This is a genomic window from Nocardia sp. NPDC003693 (assembly GCF_053981095.1).
This window is the reverse complement of sequence record NZ_JBSFNO010000016.1, coordinates 89,770-108,853: the sequence shown is the minus strand read 5'-3', so window position 1 is coordinate 108,853 and position 19,084 is coordinate 89,770. Positions and strand designations below refer to the sequence as shown.

Sequence of the window (19,084 nt, the reverse complement as noted above, 5' to 3'; positions counted from 1 at the left end):
TGGCCGGGAGGTTGCTACTGGTGTGCGAGACGCCCGAAGGCCGCGCGGTAGAACAGCAGCGGCGTCGCCTCGGAGTGTTCGTTCAGGCCGGTCACACTCGCGATGACGACGGTGTGATCACCGCCGTCGACCTCGTCGCGCATGGTGCAGTCGATGGTTGCCAGCGCACCGGTGAGCAGCGGAGAACCGTTCGCCGACGGGGTCCAGTCGATCCCGGCGAACTTGTCCGCGCCGGGCCGCCCGAGCTGACGGCACAGCTCGTCCTGGTGGTCGGCCAGGATGTTCACGCAGAACGCCCCGGCCCGGCGGATACGCGGCCAGGTGCTCGAGGTGCGCGCCGGGAAGAAGCTCACCAGCGGCGGGTCGATGGACAGCGACGCGAACGACTGGCACGCGAACCCGACCGGTTCGCCGGCGTCCATGGCGGTGATCACGGTGACGCCCGAGGCGAAGCGCCCGAGCACGGCCTTGAAGGCGGCGGGATCGATCCGCGCGGTCACGAGATCTACCTCCAGCACCGGTTCCACGGTGACTCCTCTATTTCGGTTCGACATATAGCTGTCAGTCATGACAGCAGGTCGGGCCACGGAGGCGTCAACATCCGGGTTCGGTGACCGAGACATGAATCCGTAGAACGGGACGAAACCTACGTAGTTCTCCCGATTCGTCCGGGTGTGGTCCAGGGCACTGTGATGGGTAGCACAAGGTCCGAAACCGGCACATGCCTATTCGGAATATCCCTAGACTGGATGTCGGATCCAACGGAGGCTCATATGTCCGTCGCCACGCTCGCCTCGGCGGAAGCTCGAATCGCTCACAACCCCATGCGTGCCAAGGAATCTCGTAACACCAGCGCCGAAGTGCCGGTTTCGATGATCGAACGGATGACGCTGATCCTGGACGCGTTCGACGCCTCCACCCCCACCCTCACCCTGCTCGGCCTGGTCGAGCGCACCGGGCTGCCGCGGTCGACCGTGCACCGGATCCTCGATCAGATGATCAAGCTGCGCTGGCTGGCGCACACCTCGGGCGGCTACCGCCTGGGCATGCGCGCGCTCGAACTCGGCGGACTCACCGCCGACCACAACGAGATTCGCGACGCGGTCAGCCCGCTGCTGCACGAGTTGAGCCAGCGCACCGGCATGGTCGGGCACCTCGCGGTGCTGGACGGGCGCGACGTGGTCTACCTGGACAAGGCCGGCGGCCGCTTCGCCGCGAGCCTGCCCACCCGCCTGGGCGGCCGGATGCCCGCGCACGCGACGGGTGTCGGCAAGGCCATGCTCGCCTGTCTCGAACCCAACATCGCCGAGGCCGCGCTGCGCACCCGCCTGCCGCGCCTGACCCCGCGCACCATCTGCGAGCCCGAGGCCCTGGCCCGCGAACTCGCCCAGATCCGCCTGCGCCAGGGCATCGCCATCGACCGTGAAGAGGCCGTGGTCGGAATCGCCTGTGTCGCAGCGCCGCTGCGCGGCCGGGGCACCGCGCCCGCCGCCCTCTCGCTCTCGGGCCGGGCCGACGGCATGAGCTACGACCGGCTGGCCCGCGTCGTGCTCGAGGTCGCGCACGAGGCCGGTCGCGCCCTGTTCCCGCGCCGCGCGCACTGGCGCTGACACAACCGATCCGGTTGCCCGAACTTTGACGAAGGCGGACACATGCGGGGGCGATACAGTTCCATGACGACCGACGGCGCCACGCGCCCCGACGAACAGCCGGTGATTCCGGAACTGCCGACCACGGCGTGGGCGGTACTCGGAATGCTTTCGCACGCAGAGGAACTCTCCGGGTACGACCTGAAGAAATGGGCGGACTGGAGTCTGCAGTTCTTCTATTGGAGCCCGTCGTTCAGCCAGATCTACGCCGAACTCAAACGGCTGGAGAAGCACGGCTTCGCCACCTCGCGCACCGTGGTGTCCGAGGACGGGATGCGCGGCAAGCGGATGTACGCCATTACCGAGAGCGGCCGGGAAGCGGCCTCGCACTGGGTGAATCACTCCCCTGTCGAGGCGCCGGTGCTCAAACACAGTGTGATGCTGCGGGCCTGGCTGGGGCATCTGGCCGAGCCGGATCGCATGCGCGAGATCCTGGGCAGGCACATCGATTACGCGGAAACCCAGCGCCGGCGCGCGCAGGCCGACGCCGACGGCTCGGACGCCAATCCGGAGTGGGCGTATCCCAGCGCCGTATTGCGCTGGTGCGTCAAGCATTACGAGGCGGAAAAGGAATTCGCCGAGGACCTGCTGCGCGATCTCGACAAATTGGCCAGAAAGCGTAGCCGCCGAAAGGCCGCGGCGAAGCCGAACGGCGAAGATTCCCGGTCAACGGACCGGGAAACAACTGATTCCCACTGAACGGACTTCTTCATAGTCGGCGCGTACCCGGCGTGACACGGTTCACATCAAACGTGTTACCTACTCACCTGGAGTGCGCCAATGTCCACCACTGTCGATACCGCGACGCCCGACGGCGTCGTCGACGACACCGGCCGCCTCGATGGTGCATCGAAGCTCCGGATCTTCTCCGTCCTCGCGGTGATCGTGCTGTTCACCGAGGTCGCCCCCATGCAGTACGTCATGGTCTCGGCCGCCCTGCGCCAGATCGCGCCCACCTTCCCCAGCCAGGGCGCGAACATCAACTGGGCCATCATCGTTTTCGGCGTCGTGGGCGCCGCGACCTCGCCGCTCATCGGCAAGCTGAGCGACATCGTCGGCAAGAAGCGGATGTTCCTCACCTGCGGCATCCTGTTCATGATCGGCTGCATCATCTGCGCGATCACGAGCAACTGGCTGCTGTTCCTGGTGGGCCGCGGCCTGCAGGCCACCGCCATCGCCACCGCGGTCATCTCCTACGGTCTCATTCGAGATCTCATGCCGCGCAAGCTGGTTCCGGTCGGCCTGGGCATCGCCTCCACCGGTCTGGGCGTCGCGGCCCTGGCGGGCCCGCTGCTGGGCGGCTTCATCGTCGACAACTACAGCTGGCGCGCGATCTTCTGGTTCCTGTTCGCCTTCACCGTCGTGATGATCCCGCTGGTGTGGGTGATCGTTCCGGAGTCCAAGCTGCGCACCCCGCAGAAGCTCGACCTGCTCGGCGCGTCGCTGCTGGGCGCGGGCCTGGTGCTGACCCTGATCTACCTGGACAACGGCCAGCACTGGGGCTGGTCCAAGCCCTCCACCCTGGCCTGGCTCATCGGCGGTCTGGTGCTGCTGGCGCTGTTCCCCATCGTGGAGATGAAGGTCAAGCAGCCCATCATGGACATGAAGCTGCTGATGAACCCGCGCGTGAGCGTGGTGCTGTTCATCGCGCTGCTGGCCTCGTTCACCATCGGATACCAGTCGTACGCGGTGGGTTACATGACCCAGTCGCCGCCGGCGGCCGAGGTCGTCGAACAGGTCAAGGCCGCCACCTGGGAGCAGGTCAAGGCCGGTGCGCTGGAGCAGGCGCAGCAGGGTGCCGAGGCCCAGGCCAAGGCCGCGCTGCCGCCGGGCGTGGAACTGCCGCCGGGCTCGGTCGTGGTGCCGCCCGAGGCCGTGTACTCCCAGCTGCCCCCGGACATGGTCCAGGTCGATCTCGATCCCGGCTACACCTACGGTGACGGCCTCAGCCTGCTCGGCTTCGCGACACATATCGCGCTGGCACAGGCGGTGATCTCGATGATCCTCGGCTTCGTCGGCGGTCTGTGGATCCGCCGCTCCGGAGCGCGGGCGCCACTCATCCTGGCCCTGACGATCTTCATCGGCTCCTCCATCGCCTACGCCCTGATGTCGCACACCTGGGGTGCGCTCGCCCTGGTCAGTGCGGTCTTCGGCATCGCGTTCGGCCTGTACTACGCGGCCATGCCGAACCTCATAGTCGAGGGCGTGCCCGCCGAGCAACAGGGCATCAGCGCCGGCATGCTCGGTGTCATGCAGGCCATGGGCGTGGCCATCGGGCTCGCGGTGGCCACCGCGTTCCTCAACGCCAACCCGGTGCAGGCCGTGGTGACGGTGGCGGGGGCGGAACCGGTCACCCAGGACATTCCGCTGCTGTACGCGGATTCCGGCTACGAGATCAGCTTCTACTTCATCGCGGGCGCGGCGGTCATCGCACTGCTCGGCGCGATCGCGATGAAGCACGGCCGCACTCCCGCCACCGGCGGCACCGCGCACTGATCCTCCCCTCGATACCCCAACGGCCCGAAGGCATCTGCCTTCGGGCCGTTGCGGCGTACTGGAAACAACTCCGCGCCCATGATGACCCGATCGCGATCCGGGGCGCACATCGGCGACCACTGAGCGGGATCCTGCCTCGTTGTTCCGCGCCGGGCATATTTCTATTAGAAATACCCGAAGGAGGTGGTCGACGATGACCGGTGAGCTCGACAGCATCACCACCGCCGTGGCGGCGATCGCGGCAGGCGGCATGGTGCTCGTGGTGGACGACGAGGACCGCGAGAACGAGGGTGATCTCGTGCTCGCCGCGGAACACGCGACCCCCGAGAACATCGGCTTCCTGGTGCGCCACACCAGCGGCGTGGTCTGCGTGCCCATGGCGGGCGAGGATCTGGACCGGCTGCTGCTGCCGCCCATGACGGCGATCAACGAGGATCCCAAGGGCACGGCCTACACGGTGTCGGTGGACGCGATATTCGGTGTGAGCACCGGCATCTCGGCCGCCGACCGGGCGCACACCATGCGCCTGCTCGCCGATCCGCGCACCCGCGCCGGCGAGTTGTCCCGCCCCGGGCACGTCTTCCCGTTGCGCGCGAATCCCCGTGGCGTGCTGGGCCGGCCGGGGCACACCGAGGCCGCCGTCGATCTCGCGCGGCTGGCCGGCCTGCGCCCGGCCGGGGTGATCGCCGAGGTCGTCAACGACGACGGATCCATGGCGCGCCTGCCCGAGCTGCTGATATTCGCTCGCGCCCACCGCATTCCGATCGTCTCGATCGCCGATCTCATCGAGTACCGCGGGGCCCTGGAGAACGGCGTGACCCGGGTGGTCGAGACCCGCCTGCCCACCCGGTTCGGCGATTTCCGCGTGGTCGGCTACGCGGACGCGCACTCCGGCGCCGAGCATCTGGCGCTGGTGTACGGCGATCCGGCCGGCGAGCACACCCTGACCCGCGTGCATTCGGAGTGCCTGACCGGCGACGCGTTCGGGTCCCGGCGCTGCGACTGCGGTGAACAGCTCGACGCGGCCCTGGCGGCGGTGGCCGAGTTGGGCCGCGGGGTGGTGGTGTACCTGCGCGGTCAGGAGGGCCGGGGCATCGGACTGCTGAACAAATTGCGCGCCTACGAATTACAGGACGAGGGCGCGGACACCGTCGACGCGAATGTGCGGCTCGGGCTGCCGATCGACGCCAGGGATTACGGCGCGGCCGCGCGCATTCTCGCCGATCTGGGCGTGCTGTCGGTCCGGCTGCTGAGCAACAATCCCGCGAAACGAGCCGGGCTGGAGGCGCACGGTATCGCGGTGACCGCGCAGGTGCCGTTGCAGACCGCGCTCACCGAGCACAATGTGCATTACCTGCGCACCAAAAGGGATCGCATGCGGCATCAACTGCCCGATATCGAGACCGCGGTCGGGTATCGCTGATCGTGTCCGGTCGTTTGCCGTGCACCCGGGGAATTACCGATTCGGGACCGCCCGGAAATCGATCGCGCCGCAGTTCGCCGAGTACCGGCCGATCGGGCGCGCATTCGGTAGGGTCGGGTCGCGCAACGTGACGCGGGCAGTCGCAGGAGGTCGAAGTGCCGAGTTTTCTCAGCCGCGTGGTGCTGCCGAACTACTTTCGGCTCATTCGCGCGAATCGGCCGTTCCTGGCTCCCGAGGGCGCGCGGAAGCATTTGCGCGAGCGCACCATTCGCCCCAAGACTTTCGGGCCGCCGCGCCGCCTGCGCACCGATGTCGCGGTGAGCGCGGATCACGTGGACGGCTGGCCGGTGTACACGATCACGCCGCGCGCCGGGCGGGTGCGCGGCAACGTCGTGTACCTGCACGGCGGCGCGTGGGTCAACGAGATCTCCCCGCAGCACTGGACGCTCGCCGCGGACATCGCCGTCGCGGCGCACGCGACGGTCACCGTGCCCATCTACCCGCTGGTGCCCTTCGGCACCGCCGACCAGGTGATCGCGGGCGTGTGCGCGCTGGTGCTGGCCAACCGCTCCCGGTACGGCGAGGTCTGCCTGGCCGGGGATTCGGCGGGTGGGCAGATCGCGCTGTCCACGGCCGCGGTGCTGCGCGACGAGCACGGGGTGCGGCTGCCGCGTACCGTGCTCATCTCCCCCGCGCTGGATCTGTCCCTGGCCAATCCCGAGATCGACGTCGTGCTGCCCACCGACCCGTGGCTGGGCAAGGAGGGCACCCGGGTCTTCATCGAGCTGTGGCGCGGCGTGCTGCCGCTCTCGGATCCGCGGGTCAGCCCGCTGCTGGCCGACATGAGCGGGCTCGGTCCCCTCACCGTGTTCAGCGGCACCCGGGACATCGTCTGGCCGGATGTGAAGCTGCTGGTGGCCAAGGCCCGCGCGGCGGGTGTGGAGGTCGACTATCACGAAGCGCCCGGGCTGGTGCACGTCCATCCGCTGATTCCGGTGCCCGAGGGCCGGGCGGCCCGCACGGTGCTGCTCGAATCCCTCGCCCGGGCGCTGGCCGGAACGCAGGAAAAGCCCTGTGCGCCAAGCGAACCCGGATAGGCCCCGGACCACACCGCCGTCAGTCGCCCGGACGCGGATGAGCGGCCAGCCAGGCGCGGGCGCGGGTCGCGGAGGCGCGGCTGAGCCAGGCGTCCTGGATGATCTCGGTCAGCTCCTGCAGGGTCAGTTCGGGCAGGCGCGCGGACCGCAGCAGGACCGAGGGATGACCCCGGAAATGCGGCGTGGTGAAGAAGGGCGAATCCGGATCCTGGACCAGGGCCTGTTTGTCGGACTCCCCCGGCACCCAGAAGACGATGACGTCCGGATAGCGGTCCCCGGTCTCCGGATCGACCGCGTCGGGGCGCGGGGTGCGGAAGAAGACGAACGATTTGGCGCCCACCTGATAGATGGGGTTCTCGGCGGGCCCGTATTCGACCGTCACGTGGGGCATCGCCACGGCGAGGTCGTGCACATCCGCCAGACGGGCGCAACGCGGCTTGGTCGGCACCCTTCGAGGGTAGCCGCCGGGCTCGGAGGTTATGCCCACTCCGCATCGCAAAACCCGACAAATCAGGCGACGACCCGGAAGGATGCCTGTTCGGAGCGTCATGGGATGTAAGCGGGGGCACAGTGCCCACGAGCATGCCCGGCGTGCGGCGGCGAACAGGGTTTCTGTGGCGCCGCTGGCAGGGAACCCGACAAATCACATAGGTTGGTGCGCATGGCACGGCGTGGCAATGGAAATCTGACTGCCGAGGTCACCAGTTTCGTCGGGCGCCGCGACGAACTGGCAACCGCGAAGCGGCTGCTGCCCACCACCCGGGTACTGACCCTGCTGGGTCCGGGCGGCATGGGTAAGACCCGGCTGTCCCGGCAGATCGGGCAACTGGTGGCCCGGGCGTTCCCGGACGGCGTCTGGATGGTCGAACTGGCCGATGTCCAGGACCCGGACCTGGTCACCCTCACCGTCGCCGAAGCCCTGGATCTGCGCGACGAGTCCACCGCGCCGCTGCCCCGGCTGACCGAGTTCCTGGCGAACAAGCGCCTGCTGCTGATCCTGGACAACTGCGAACACCTCATCGACGAATGCGCGCTGCTGGTCGGGCGCATCATCGCCACCACCCCGGACGTGCGGGTGCTCGCCACCAGTCGCGAGGTGCTCGGTATTCCCGGCGAGCAGGTGATGCCGGTGCCGCCGTTGACGGTGCCGGACAACGACTCCGGGTACGAGGGCGACGCGCTGACGCTGTTCATCGAACGCGCCAGCGCCGCCAATCCGGCCTTCGTGGTCACCGCCGCGAACCGGCCGGTGCTGGCCGAGATCTGCCGCAGGCTCGAAGGCATGCCGCTGGCGCTGGAGCTGGCGGCGCTGCGGCTGCGGATGTTCACCCCCGACCAGATCCTGGACCGCCTCGACGACACCATGGGCCTGCTGAGTGCCGGGCCGCGCACCGCCCCCGAGCGCCAGCAGACGATCGAGGGCGCGATCCGCTGGAGCTACGACCTGTGCACGCCGGCCGAACAGCTGCTGTGGGAACAGCTTTCGGTCTTCGCGGGTGGATTCGATCTGGAGGCGGCCGAGGCCGTGTGCGAACTCGGCGTCGCGCGCAAGGCCAAGGGCGCGCTGCTGGACGCGCTCACGGGGCTGGTCGACAAGTCGGTGGTGCTGCTGCGCCTGGAGGGTGCGACCGCGCGCTACTCCATGCTCGAACCCATTCGCCAGTTCGCCGTGGACCGGCTCGACGAACGCGGGGAACTGCCCGCCGTGCGGGCCCGGCATCGCGCGCACTACCGGCGGCTGGCCATGCGCGGGCAGACCGCGTACTGGACCGGCGAGGATGTGGACTGGTTCCGCGAATTGAGCCGCGAGCACGCGAATCTGCGTGCGGCCCTGCGCACCGGGCTCGAGGACGAACCGCTGGAGACCATGGCGACGGTGACGGTGCTGCGCCCGTTCTGGGAGCACAACCGCTTCCTGTCCGAGGGCTACCGCTGGCTGGTGGACGCGCTCTCGCGCAACCCGGAGCCGACCGCCGAGCGCGCCAAGGCGCTGTCCTCGGCGGCGTCACTGGCCGCGCTGCTGGGCGATCAGCATTCGGCCGCGAAACTGGTGGCCGACTGCCTGGATCTGGCTGCGACGCTGGAGGATTCCGACATCATGGCCGAGGCGTCGCTGGATCGTTCGCTGCTGGCCTTCGCCGAGGGCAATCAGACCTACGCGCTGGAACTGGGCCACGAGGCCATCGATCTGGCGGCCGCCCACGGGCAGGACGCCATCGAAATGGACAGCCACGCCTTCTCTTTCATGTGCGCCATGGTGCTGGACGCGCCGGGGCGCACCGAACTGGCCGAGGGCTTCCTGAAGCTGACCACCGCCAGCGGCTCCCATCTGCTGGGTGGGCTGGCGCTGTGGACGGTCGGCATAAACCATTGGCGGCTGGGCGATCTGGAAGCGTCGGCGCAGTACCACCGGCGCGCGATCGAGCAGCTCGCGCTCTTCGACCGGTGCATCTGGCTGTCCTCGGCCTTCGAGGGCCTGGCCTGGACGGTCTCGGCGGCGGGCGATCCCGAACGCGCCGCTCGCCTGCTCGGCGCCGCGGAGTCGCTGCAGCGCAGCACGATTCGGCTGGCGCACACCATCACCGTCGCGGTCGGCGACAAGGAGCGCTGCAAGATGCGGGCGGCGCTGGGCGAGGACGCGTTCCGCGCCGCCTTCGGCGCGGGCGCGAACATGCCGCTGGACGAGGCCATCGACTACGCCCTGGGCCGGACCCCGGCGCCCGCGCCGGCCGCGCCCGAACCCGTCGTCAAGCGCGCGCCGCGCGCGAAGTCCGCCGCCGTGTCGGAGACGAACGTACTGACCCGCCGGGAGAAGGACGTGGCGCGGCTGGTGGCGGCCGGGCACAGCAACAAGCGCATCGCCGCGGACCTGGTCATCTCCATCCGCACGGCCGAGACCCACGTCGAGCACATCCTGACCAAACTGGGTTTCACCTCGCGGACCCAGGTCGCGGCCTGGGCGCACGAACACGAGCTCTGAGTTCGCGCGACGGCCGCGACCGCGGTTCGATGCGGGTGACTACAGCCCGTGGGCGAGGAAGTCGATCACCGAACGCTCGAAGGCGTCCTTGCGCTCGATCTGCACCCAGTGCCCGCAGCGGGCGAAGGTCCGCAGGTCGGCGTTGGGCAGCTGGCGGGACGGGAACAGCGCGCCCTCCACCGGGGTCACCCGGTCGTCCCGGCCCCAGAGCATGAGGACCTCGTGGCGCAGGCTCTTCAGTCGAGCCCACAGCGGGAGCGGCTCGGCCATCTTCGGGTTGTAGAAGGTGGCGTAGGCGTCGCGCAGCGCGGCCTGGCCCCGGGGATCGGCCGCGGCCTGCAATCGCGTGGCGACGAGTTCCTCGGTGAGCGTGGCCTCGTCGCTGACCATGGCGCGCAGGAAGCCCATGGCCGTGGCGTCGGAGGGGTTGGCGTTGAACTCCATCAGACGCCGAATGCCCTCGGAGGGTTCGGGTCCCAGCACGTTGACCCCGACGCCGCCGGGCGCCATGAGCACCACCCGATCGACCCGGTTCGGATGCTCGAGCGCGGTCAGCGCCGCGACGCCGCCGCCCATGGAATTGCCCAGCAGGTGCGCCTTCTCGATGCCGAGCTCGTCCAGCAGCCCGATCACCGCGTCCGAGGCGATCCGAAGGTAGTTGCGGTCGTACACCTCCGGGCGGCCGCTCGCGCCGAAGCCGGGCTGATCCAGCACCAGGCACCGGAACCGCTCGGCCAGCACGGGCAGGTTGCCGCCGAAATTGGCCCAGCCCGAGACACCGGCGCCGGAGCCGTGCAGCAGCACCAGGGGCGCGCCGGAGCCCGCCTCGTGGTACCGCAGCTTGCTGCCGTCGACGGTGACCCAGCGCTCGGTGTTCTCCACCGTGAGAGTCATCTACAGCATCCGATCCGTGACCTCGAGGCCCATGGCGCCCTTGCCGAACATGGCCAGTGCGCGCTCCACGTCGTTGATCGCGTGCACGCTGCCCGCGTGCGCGTCGCGCCAGTGCCGCTCGATCGGGTTGGGGCGGCGGATGGAATGCCCGCCGGAATTCTTGAACAGCAGATCGATGGCCTCGAGCGCGCGTTCGGTGCCGCGCACCTGATCGCGGCGGGCGCGCAGGCGCAGCTCGAACGGGATCTCCTCGCCCGCTTCGGCATAGCGCAGCTGCTCGGAGGTATTGCGCTCCATCTGCAGGATGGCGGCGTCGATCTCGCTGGCGGCGCGCGCGATACGCACCTGGGCGAACGGATCGTCGGAGACCTTCTGGCCGCCGTAGGACAGGCGCACCCGCTCCTGCTGGCGCGCGATGTGCGCCTCGTACGCGCCCTCGGCCGCGCCGATGATGGGGGCGGTGATGGTGTTGGAGAAGACGCTGCCGAACGAAATCTTGTACAGCGGAGCGGTATTCACCTCCTGCCCGGGGCCGATCAGGTTGGCCTGGTCGGTGGCGGAGTACAGCCGGTAGGCGGGCACGAACGCCTTGTCGATGACGATGTCGTTGGAGCCGGTGCCGGACAGGCCGGACACGTGCCACACGTCCTCGATGCGATAGTCGGTGCGCGGCACCAGGACCGTGTAGTAGTCCATACCGGTCTCCGAGGGCAGCAGCGCGCCCAGGAACACCCACTGCGCGTGATCGCAGCCCGAGGAGAAGCTCCAGCGGCCGGACATCTCGAAGCCGCCCTCGACCCTGCTGAGCTTGCCGGTCGGCGCGTAGGAGGACGACACCAGCGTGTCCGGGTTCTGCGACCACACGTCCTGCTGGGCGCGATCGTCGAACAGCGCCAGCTGCCAGGGGTGCGCGCCGAGCACCGAGGTCACCCACGCGGTGGACGGGCACGCGGACGCGACCGCGCGCACCACCCGGTAGAAGTCGACCGGCGAGTCCTCCGCGCCGCCGAAACGCTTGGGCTGCAACATGCGGAACGCACCGGCCTCGGTCAGCTCCGCGATACTGGCATCGGGCACCCGCCGCTGCTCTTCGGCTTCCACCGCCCGTTCGCGGATCGAGGGCAGCAGATCCCGAACCTGATCGAGCACCTTGTTGGTCATGCGGGTGATTCCTCCTCGTGCAGTGGTTCCTGCACTCGACGCTATGGCGTCCGGACCCCGCCGACCGGAAAAGTCCCGGTGGGCGGAATCGGACGCGGCGCGCTCGGAAGGCTGTCAGCGATCGCCCGGCTACTTGTGCTCGATCTCCCAGTCGGAGTCCTCGTTCAGGGCCTGGCGGATGCGGGCCTCGAGCTCGGGATTCCAGTTCTCGGGCTGGGTCACCGCGGTCCAGCCGTCCAGCACCAGGGTGCCGTAGCGGTGACCGTGCCCGGACGGCACCTTCTGCGCGTGCGCCAGATCCGCGCTGACCTGCCAGAAGGTCACCACCGGCCACCACCGGATGGATTTGGAGACATCCGAGCCGCGCGGCTCCTTCAGCCAATCCGGTTGCTCGAACAGCAGATCCGGCGACCACCAGACGATGGGATCCGACGCGTGCTGCAGGTAGGCGATGCGGGGATCGACCCACGGCCCGCCCGGGCGATTCAGATTCGCGGCGTCGGCGGCGAAGCGCACGATGAGTCCGTCGGCGTAGATGGGCAGGATCTCGGGGGTGCCGGGATCGCGGCGGGTGGTGAGCTGACTCCAGATGCGGTTGGAGTTCGGCGGGCCCACCCACAGCACGCCGTCCACCAGGGTGCGGATGTCGTCGAGTCCGGTGAAGGCGGCCTCGGAACCCTGCGAGCCCAGGCTCTCGCCGTAGACCAGCAGTTTCGGCCGGGCGTCCGGCGGCAGCTGCGCCCAGCGCTCGTGGACCGCGTGCACGAGCAGGCGGCCGGCCTCGGCGGCCTTGGACTTGTCCGACAGGAACGACAGCACGCTGGGCAGGTACGAGTACTGGGTGGCGGCGATGGCGGAGTCGCCGCCGTACATGTACTCGATGGATTCGGCGGTGGTGGAGTCCACCCAGCCGGTGCCGGTGGTGGTCACCATGACCAGCACCTTGCGCTCCCACGCTCGGGTCCGGTCCAGCTCCTTGACCACGAGGTCGGCGATGGCCTCGGGATCCTCGGCGGATTCGAGTCCGGCGTAGACGCGAATGGGCTCGCGCGCGGGCGCACCGGTGACCTGGGCGATGCGCTCGGCGGTCGGGACGAAGGAGACGAACCAGCGCCCCTCCGAGCCGAGGGTGTCCCACGGCGCGAGCGAGCCCGGGCTGCCCGAGCGTTCGGGCTGCGTGGGCTGCACCGCGGCCGGTGAGGTGTTGCTGTTGCGCACGCTGAACGCCGAATTCGCCACGGAGAAGAAGCCTTTGGCCAGCACGCCCTGGAACAGCAGCACGCTGAGGACGACCACGACCACGACGCCGGCGGGCAGCGCGATCGCGCGCGGGATGTGCCAGTCGATGTTCAGCACCCGCACGATGGTGCGAATCAGCCAGCGCACCAGGCGAAACAGCGCGATGACGAACGCGACGGTCGCCGCGGCCACCAGTTCCGTGCGCAGATAGCTGGAGGTCTCGGTCGGTTCCATGCCCATGAGGACTTCCAGATCCCGCTGCCAGCGCGCCGACCGCGCCAGGATCGCGGCCGCGCCCAGGGCCGCGCCGAGCACGATCACCAGTTTGACGATCTGGCGGATCCGGTCGCCGGGCTGGGCCAGTCGCACCCGGGCGCGGGTGCGGGCGGGGATGCGCGGCCAGGCCCATTTGCGGAACGCCCACTCGAGCACGCAGCCGACCCCGTAACCGATCACCGCGCTGATACCGCTGACCAGGCCCTGGAAGATCCAGCTGCGCGGCAGCAGCGAGGGCGAGACCGACCAGGCGAAGAAGATCGCGCCGATCACCACCCCGGTGTAGTTCGGCCTGATGGCGTGCTCGGCCGCGCTGAGCACGCCCAGCAGGCGCTGCGGCAGCGACGGACTCGACTGAGGCACGGTCGTCATGACCCGAGTCTTCCCGCCGCCCGCACGAATTCGGCCCCGCGACACGCAACCGATCAGCTACTGCCGGACATACGTCCGACTCGACCCGTCGGGTTCAGGCCCGGGCGGCGGCCGCCACTCCCGCGCGACGGCCGAAGAAGGTGCCGTCGCCCAGGGAGGTGCCGGAGATGTAGCCGAACCCGTGCAGGCCGTTGGCGGCGCGGCCGGCGGCGTACAGGCCCGGGATCGGCGTGCCGTCCAGGTTCAGGACGTGGCCGTCGAGGTCGGTGTGCAGACCGCCGAGGGTGAAGACCGACGCGCCGGTGCCCCTGCGGTTTCCGGACTCGGACGGCGGGCGCACGCCCGCCTTGACGTCGATGGCGGCGAACGGCGGGGTGAGCGGGCGGAGCCAGCGGGCCGCCTTGTGGTGGTCGAGATCCGTTCCGCGCTCGGCGAATTCGTTGTAGCGGCGGATGGTGTCGGTCAGCGAGCCGACCGGCAGGCCGGTGAGTTCCGCCAGCTCCTCGGGGGTTTCGGCGACCTGGTGCGGTCGCACGCCCCAGCGCTGGGATTCGGGAACGGCCTCGAAGCCTTCCTCGTCGACGATGACCCACACCGCGGTGTCACCGCCCGCCCACGCGCCGCCCATGTTCTGGCGGTACAGCGCGGCCTGGCCGATGCGGCCCGGATAGGTGTCCTCGTTCATGAAGCGCTGCCCGCGCGCGTTGACGACCATGCCGCGCGCGGCCAGTCCCGGGATCAGCGACATGCCGACCTGGCCCGCCGACATGTGCCGCACGGCCGCGCCCAGGGCCTGCGCCATGCGGATGCCGCTGCCGTCGTCGGTGCCCGCGCTGACCCTGGTGTGCCCGAGCAGTTGCGGGGCGTGCGCGGCGAGCATGTCGTCGTTGTCGACGAAGCCGCCGGTGGTGAGCACGACCCCGCGGTGGGCGCGGATTCGCAGTTCCCGACCGTAGCGGCGCGCGACGACACCGACCACGGCGCCGGTGTCTTCGACGATGAGCGCGTCGGCGTGCACGTCGAACAGCGCTGTGGCGCCGGCGGTTTCGGCCGCCTCGGTCAGGCAGTCCATGAGCAGCCTGCCGCCGAAGTCGTTGGCGGTGGGCCGGTGCCCGCGCGGGGCCGGGGTCGCGAGTTCGGTGAAGGGCCAGCTGTTCTCGCCCAGCCACATGAGCCCGTCGTCGGTGGGCGGCACCCAGGTCGGGGCGTCCCACAGGGTCGGCTTGAACGGCACGCCGCGATCGACGAGCCAGCCGAAATGCTCGACGCTGCCCGCGCAGTACGCCTCGATCTTGGCCGCGTCCGCGCCCGCGCCCAGGGCCGCGGTCAGGAAGGCCGCCATCGCCTCGGGGGTGTCCTCGAAGCCGCACGCGCGCTGGATCGGCGTGCCGCCGCCGAGATAGATCTCGCCGCCGGACATGGCCGAGGCCCCGCCCGGCCCGCCGGCGCGATCGAGCACCAGGACCCGCGCACCCGCCCGCGCGGCCTCGAACGCCGCCGACGCGCCCGCCGCGCCGTAGCCGACGACCAGCACCTCGGTCTCGACGTCGTACTCGCCAACCTCGCTCGCGGCCAGCGGCCGCACCGAATCACGCACTGTCATGTCTCGACGGTGCCCGCTCGCACCCCCGGGATATAGCGCGGCATCTTGCTGACCGATTCCGGTATCCCGTTGAACGGGACTGCGAGCCTGTCCCGGGCCTGGCAGCAGGGACGGTGTGTGAACGGCGTCACGTTGGTTGGGGACGCCTCACGAGGAGGAGAGTCAATGCGGATTCTGGTCACCGGAGTCACCGAGCCGAGCGGTCGTTCCGTAGCGCGCATGCTGCTGGCGGCCGGGCACGAGGTCATCGGCCTGGACCGGCAGCGCAATCGCTACGTGGACCCGCGCGTGGAGCAGATCGCCGGTGATCCGGCCGACGCGCAACTCGCCGCGCGCGCCGTCGCCGGGACCGACGCGGTGCTCCACCTGGCGCAGGCCCCGGTCGGCGCGATCGCCACCGCGGCGCGTGACGCCGGCGTCCGGCTCGTGGTTCCGGTTGTGGCGGAATCGAATTCGACGGTCGAGCGGGCCGTGGCCGCCAGCGGCGCGGACGCGCTGATCGTGCGTACCGCGCTGATCGCCGGGCGCCGTATCGACGGCGGCAGCTGGCGGGTACTGGAAAGCCTCGCGGGTGCGCGCGGCGCGGGGGCCATGCAGGTTCTGCACTACGACGACTTCGAACGCTTCCTGGTGCTGGCCGCGCTGTCCCAGCGCGGCGGCACGGTCGGATTGGCCGCGCCCGGTGAGGTGTCCGGCGACGACGTGCGCCGCACGCTGAAGGACGCGGGCGTGAAATACACCGCGTGGCTGGGCCGTTCGGCCGCGGGCCGCGCGGTCGTGGACACCGCTGCCGCCCGGGACGACTGGGGCTTCCGCTACGGCTGGACCGCCCGCGAGACCGTCGAGGACGTGGCGCGCGGTCTGCACGGGCGGGTGTCGAGCAGTTCGGGCATGAAGAACCGGCGCGGCGCGATCCCGCTGCCCGCGCACGTGGTGCCGCAGAACGCCCCCACCTCGGACGGGTATCAGCTCCGGGCCTCCGCGCCGGCGGGCCTGCAGGGCGAGTTCGACGATCTGCTCGACGATCGCATCCCGGTGTTCACCGCCACCAACACTTCCGAGGCGCTGCCCGGCCCGCTGACCCCGCTCACCATCGATCTGCAGGCGGGCGCGATCCGGCTCGGCAACGAGGCCATGGGCCACATGATCGCCATCGAGGGCGTCGCGCTCGAGCACTGGGTTTCCCGGGTCACCGGCGTCATGGGCCACCACATGTACATCAACGCCTCGATCGGCGTCTTCTCCGCGGAGAACATGCCGGGCTGGGACGAGGAGAGCGTGCGCCGCGACGTGTACGGCGCGATCGGCGACGTGGAGCTGCATCCCAAGGGCCGCCCGGCCATGTCGAGCGGTCTCGGCGCCCGGCTGGGCACCTTCAAGGCGCTGGGCCGCGTGGCCTCGACCGCGCTGAGCTACAGCAAGACCGCCGAGCTCATCAACGCCGCCGCGCGCACGGAGGCCCTGGACCGGGACGCGATCTCCGAGCTCACCGACGAGCAGCTGCACGCCCGCGCGCTGCTGTGGCGGGACCGCCTGAACCAGGGCTGGATGGCCGCCTCCATCGGCGTCATGATGACCGGCGCGGCCACCGCCGCGCACAAGGGCGAGGTGAAGATCAACCTCGAGCGCCTCGAGTCCGCCCGGACCATGCTGGCCGTGGAACGCCTGGCGGCGCTGTGCCGCAAGGATTCCGGGCTGCAGGGTGTGGCCAAGAGCGGTGACGTGGCCGCCGCCCGGGAGAAGTCGGCGGAGTTCGCCCGCGCCCTGGACGAGGAACTCGCCCGCATCGGCCATCGCGGCCCGGGTGAGTGCGAGCTGATCAACGCCACCTTCGGCGATCGCCCCGAACTCCTGGTGACCGCGGCCGGTCGCGCCGCGGAAATGCCCGCGCCGCAGCGGGAACCGGTCGCCGAGCCGACGAGCCGCACCGCCAAGATGGCGGTCGGCGCGACGGTCTACCGCGAGCGCGCCCGCGACGCGGTGGTCCGGGTGACCCACTGCCTGCGCCTGGTCACCCAGGAACGCGCGGCCCGGCTGGTCAAGGCGGGCAGGCTGACCGAGATCGAGGACTCCGCGTTCCTGACCCTCGACGAAATCCTCTGGGCCCCGGCGGATATGGCCGAGCGCGTGGCCCGCCGGCGCGCCGAGCGCATTCGCTACCAGGGCGTGCGCATGCCCGACGTGATCAACGGCGACTGGGAGCCGGAGGAGATCTCGGGCGCGCTGCCGGTCGGCGAGAGCCTGTCCGGGCTCGGCGTGAGCCCCGGCGTGGTCGAGGGCACGGTCAAGCTCGTCCTCTCGATCGACGACGACATCGAGCCCGGCGACATTCTGGTCGCCTCGGTCACCGATACCGGGCACACCGCGATGTTCGGCTACGCGGGCGCGGTGGTCACCGACATCGGCGGCGCCGCTTCGCATGCCGCGATCGTGGCGCGCGAGTTCGGCGTTCCGTGCGTCGTGGACACCAAGACCGCGAGCACCGCGCTGCGGGACGGCCAGCGCGTCCGGGTGGACGGCGCGGCCGGCACCATCACCCTGCTCGCCGACGCCGAGTAGCGACCGCTCGCCCGGCGCGGGCTCGTGCCGGGCGTTCGCCGATCGTGCGCCGCGGCCGGTTCCCCCGGGACCGGCCGGGCGCGCGGGTGGTGCCACCGAATGCCGGCGTCGTCCTCCCGGAACGGCGCCGGCATTCGCGTGCCCGGCGCATTTTCCGGCGGCACTCGACATTTCGGCGTCGCTGTCCACCGGTATCGAACACACCCCGCGACACCCATTCACCTCCGCCCGCTCGTAATCGCGTCGAAACCCAGTCACGAATACGATTGCTATTGCGTAAAACGCGTCGAACTCACGGTGATCGGGTGCATGGTATTGCTATGCGCGCGTTGCTGGTCGAGAAGCCCGGACAGTTCTCGGTCGAAACGGTGCCGGATCCCACGCCCGGCGCGGGGGAAGCGGTCGTGCGGGTGGACGCGGTCGGGATATGCGGAACCGATATCCATATCGTGGCGGGCGAATTCCCGCCGACGCCCTATCCCATCATCCCCGGGCACGAATTCGCCGGGGAGGTAGTGGCACTCGGTGCCGATACCGTCGGGGTCCGGATCGGTGATCGGGTCGCGGTCGATCCCTCGCTGTTCTGCGGGCGTTGTCATTACTGCGCGATCGGTCGCGGAAATCTCTGCGAAAACTGGGGCGCGATCGGCGATACCGTCGACGGCGCCATGGCCGAGTACGTGAAAGTGCCCGCCGCCAACTGTTATCGGCTACCCGGGCACATCTCCGCCGTGCAGGGCGCACTGGCGGAACCGCTCTCGTGCGCGGTGCACGGATTCGACGTGTTGCCGAGGCGGCTCGGCGCGCACTATCTGATCTACGGCGCGGGCACCATGGGCCTGCTCATGCTGCAGTTGGCCGGCGCGGCGGGCGCGGGGTCGGTGTCGATGGTCGACACCAACGTCGACCGGCTCGCGGTGGCCCGCCGGCTCGGCGCGGACGCGGCGACCACGGACGCGGACGACATGGACCGGCCCGAGGGCTGGGAGGTCGTCATCGAGTGCAGCGGAACGGTTTCCGCCATGGAGGATGGCTTGTCCCGGGTGCGGCGTGGCGGCACCTATCAGCAATTCGGGGTTGCACCTGCGGACGCGCGAGCGAGTGTCTCGCCCTTTCGCATCTACAACGACGAGATCACCATCGTCGGTTCGATGGCGGTCCTGCACAGTTTCGGGCGGGCCGTGGATCTCATGGGCGAAGGCGTCATCGACGCCGACACCATGATCACCCACGATTTCGCGCTCGACGAATTCGGTGACGCGCTGCGCGCTTTCCGCGCCGGCACGGGCCGTAAGATCCAGCTGCGTCCCGGACGGGGCCCGGCGCGATAGAGAC

General features: G+C 69.9%; 14 protein-coding genes. 8 read left to right on the top strand and 6 right to left on the bottom strand.

Annotation, left to right across the window (positions count from 1 at the left end; translation table 11 throughout):
- Positions 1-14 precede the first annotated feature (14 nt).
- On the bottom strand, positions 15-527 hold the full coding sequence (locus tag ACWDOP_RS19385; protein ID WP_456346208.1) for a flavin reductase family protein: 513 nt from the start codon (positions 525-527) through the stop codon (positions 15-17).
- 246 nt (positions 528-773) lie between these two features.
- Here ACWDOP_RS19385 and ACWDOP_RS19380 point away from each other — a divergent pair, with 246 nt between their 5' ends.
- The 5 genes from ACWDOP_RS19380 to ACWDOP_RS19360 all read left to right on the top strand — a co-directional run bounded on the left by ACWDOP_RS19380 (position 774) and on the right by ACWDOP_RS19360 (position 6,665).
- Positions 774-1,610, top strand: coding sequence for an IclR family transcriptional regulator (locus tag ACWDOP_RS19380; protein ID WP_454203225.1), 837 nt, complete (start codon positions 774-776; stop codon positions 1,608-1,610).
- Positions 1,611-1,673: 63 nt separating this feature from the next.
- Complete coding sequence (locus tag ACWDOP_RS19375; RefSeq protein ID WP_456346207.1) at positions 1,674-2,348, top strand: PadR family transcriptional regulator; 675 nt, start codon at positions 1,674-1,676, stop codon at positions 2,346-2,348.
- An 81-nt stretch (positions 2,349-2,429) separates the two neighbouring features.
- Entirely contained in the window at positions 2,430-4,145 is a 1,716-nt protein-coding gene (locus ACWDOP_RS19370) for an MFS transporter (protein ID WP_456346206.1), read from the top strand.
- A 193-nt stretch (positions 4,146-4,338) separates the two neighbouring features.
- Positions 4,339-5,568 (top strand): bifunctional 3,4-dihydroxy-2-butanone-4-phosphate synthase/GTP cyclohydrolase II, encoded by a 1,230-nt coding sequence (locus ACWDOP_RS19365; protein WP_456346205.1) that lies wholly within the window; start codon positions 4,339-4,341, stop codon positions 5,566-5,568.
- 155 nt (positions 5,569-5,723) lie between these two features.
- Positions 5,724-6,665 carry an alpha/beta hydrolase fold domain-containing protein gene (locus ACWDOP_RS19360; protein ID WP_456346204.1) on the top strand — a complete coding sequence of 314 codons (942 nt, stop codon included), beginning with the start codon at positions 5,724-5,726 and terminating at the stop codon, positions 6,663-6,665.
- 19 nt (positions 6,666-6,684) lie between these two features.
- On the opposite strand, the gene ACWDOP_RS19355 is transcribed toward ACWDOP_RS19360, so the two are convergent.
- The gene (locus ACWDOP_RS19355; protein WP_454203407.1) at positions 6,685-7,056 is read right to left on the bottom strand and encodes a hypothetical protein; all 372 of its coding nucleotides are present in this window, start codon (positions 7,054-7,056) and stop codon (positions 6,685-6,687) included.
- A 270-nt stretch (positions 7,057-7,326) separates the two neighbouring features.
- Here ACWDOP_RS19355 and ACWDOP_RS19350 point away from each other — a divergent pair, with 270 nt between their 5' ends.
- Positions 7,327-9,645: a LuxR C-terminal-related transcriptional regulator gene (locus tag ACWDOP_RS19350; RefSeq protein WP_456346203.1), complete on the top strand. Its 2,319-nt coding sequence runs from the start codon at positions 7,327-7,329 to the stop codon at positions 9,643-9,645.
- 39 nt (positions 9,646-9,684) lie between these two features.
- Here ACWDOP_RS19350 and ACWDOP_RS19345 read toward each other — a convergent pair whose 3' ends face one another.
- From ACWDOP_RS19345 to ACWDOP_RS19330, 4 genes are all read right to left on the bottom strand, one after another.
- Positions 9,685-10,539, bottom strand: coding sequence for an alpha/beta fold hydrolase (locus tag ACWDOP_RS19345; RefSeq protein WP_456346202.1), 855 nt, complete (start codon positions 10,537-10,539; stop codon positions 9,685-9,687).
- Positions 10,540-11,700, bottom strand: coding sequence for a 3-hydroxy-9,10-secoandrosta-1,3,5(10)-triene-9,17-dione monooxygenase oxygenase subunit (gene hsaA / locus ACWDOP_RS19340; RefSeq protein WP_454203218.1), 1,161 nt, complete (start codon positions 11,698-11,700; stop codon positions 10,540-10,542).
- 129 nt (positions 11,701-11,829) lie between these two features.
- Positions 11,830-13,587, bottom strand: a complete 1,758-nt coding sequence (locus tag ACWDOP_RS19335; protein WP_456346201.1) for an alpha/beta hydrolase — start codon at positions 13,585-13,587, stop codon at positions 11,830-11,832.
- A 94-nt stretch (positions 13,588-13,681) separates the two neighbouring features.
- A complete protein-coding gene (locus ACWDOP_RS19330) occupies positions 13,682-15,190 on the bottom strand; it encodes an FAD-dependent oxidoreductase (RefSeq protein WP_456346200.1) in 1,509 nt (502 codons plus the stop codon).
- Positions 15,191-15,355: 165 nt separating this feature from the next.
- On the opposite strand from ACWDOP_RS19330, the gene ACWDOP_RS19325 reads away from it, so the two are divergent.
- Positions 15,356-17,749, top strand: coding sequence for a PEP-utilizing enzyme (locus ACWDOP_RS19325; RefSeq protein WP_456346199.1), 2,394 nt, complete (start codon positions 15,356-15,358; stop codon positions 17,747-17,749).
- Between the two features lie 320 nt (positions 17,750-18,069).
- Positions 18,070-19,080, top strand: coding sequence for a zinc-dependent alcohol dehydrogenase family protein (locus ACWDOP_RS19320; RefSeq protein WP_456346198.1), 1,011 nt, complete (start codon positions 18,070-18,072; stop codon positions 19,078-19,080).
- Positions 19,081-19,084: the final 4 nt, after the last annotated feature.

Excerpts from the sequence above, each read along its gene's own strand:
- ACWDOP_RS19350 (WP_456346203.1), top strand. The coding sequence starts at position 7,327 with ATGGCACGGCGTGGCAATGGAAATCTGACTGCCGAGGTCACCAGTTTC.
- ACWDOP_RS19320 (WP_456346198.1), top strand. The coding sequence starts at position 18,070 with ATGCGCGCGTTGCTGGTCGAGAAGCCCGGACAGTTCTCGGTCGAAACG.
- ACWDOP_RS19380 (WP_454203225.1), top strand. The coding sequence starts at position 774 with ATGTCCGTCGCCACGCTCGCCTCGGCGGAAGCTCGAATCGCTCACAAC.
- ACWDOP_RS19370 (WP_456346206.1), top strand. The coding sequence starts at position 2,430 with ATGTCCACCACTGTCGATACCGCGACGCCCGACGGCGTCGTCGACGAC.
- ACWDOP_RS19355 (WP_454203407.1), bottom strand. The coding sequence starts at position 7,056 with ATGCCCCACGTGACGGTCGAATACGGGCCCGCCGAGAACCCCATCTAT.
- ACWDOP_RS19345 (WP_456346202.1), bottom strand. The coding sequence starts at position 10,539 with ATGACTCTCACGGTGGAGAACACCGAGCGCTGGGTCACCGTCGACGGC.
- ACWDOP_RS19330 (WP_456346200.1), bottom strand. The coding sequence starts at position 15,190 with ATGACAGTGCGTGATTCGGTGCGGCCGCTGGCCGCGAGCGAGGTTGGC.
- ACWDOP_RS19325 (WP_456346199.1), top strand. The coding sequence starts at position 15,356 with ATGCGGATTCTGGTCACCGGAGTCACCGAGCCGAGCGGTCGTTCCGTA.
- ACWDOP_RS19335 (WP_456346201.1), bottom strand. The coding sequence starts at position 13,587 with ATGACGACCGTGCCTCAGTCGAGTCCGTCGCTGCCGCAGCGCCTGCTG.
- hsaA (WP_454203218.1), bottom strand. The coding sequence starts at position 11,700 with ATGACCAACAAGGTGCTCGATCAGGTTCGGGATCTGCTGCCCTCGATC.
- ACWDOP_RS19365 (WP_456346205.1), top strand. The coding sequence starts at position 4,339 with ATGACCGGTGAGCTCGACAGCATCACCACCGCCGTGGCGGCGATCGCG.
- ACWDOP_RS19375 (WP_456346207.1), top strand. The coding sequence starts at position 1,674 with ATGACGACCGACGGCGCCACGCGCCCCGACGAACAGCCGGTGATTCCG.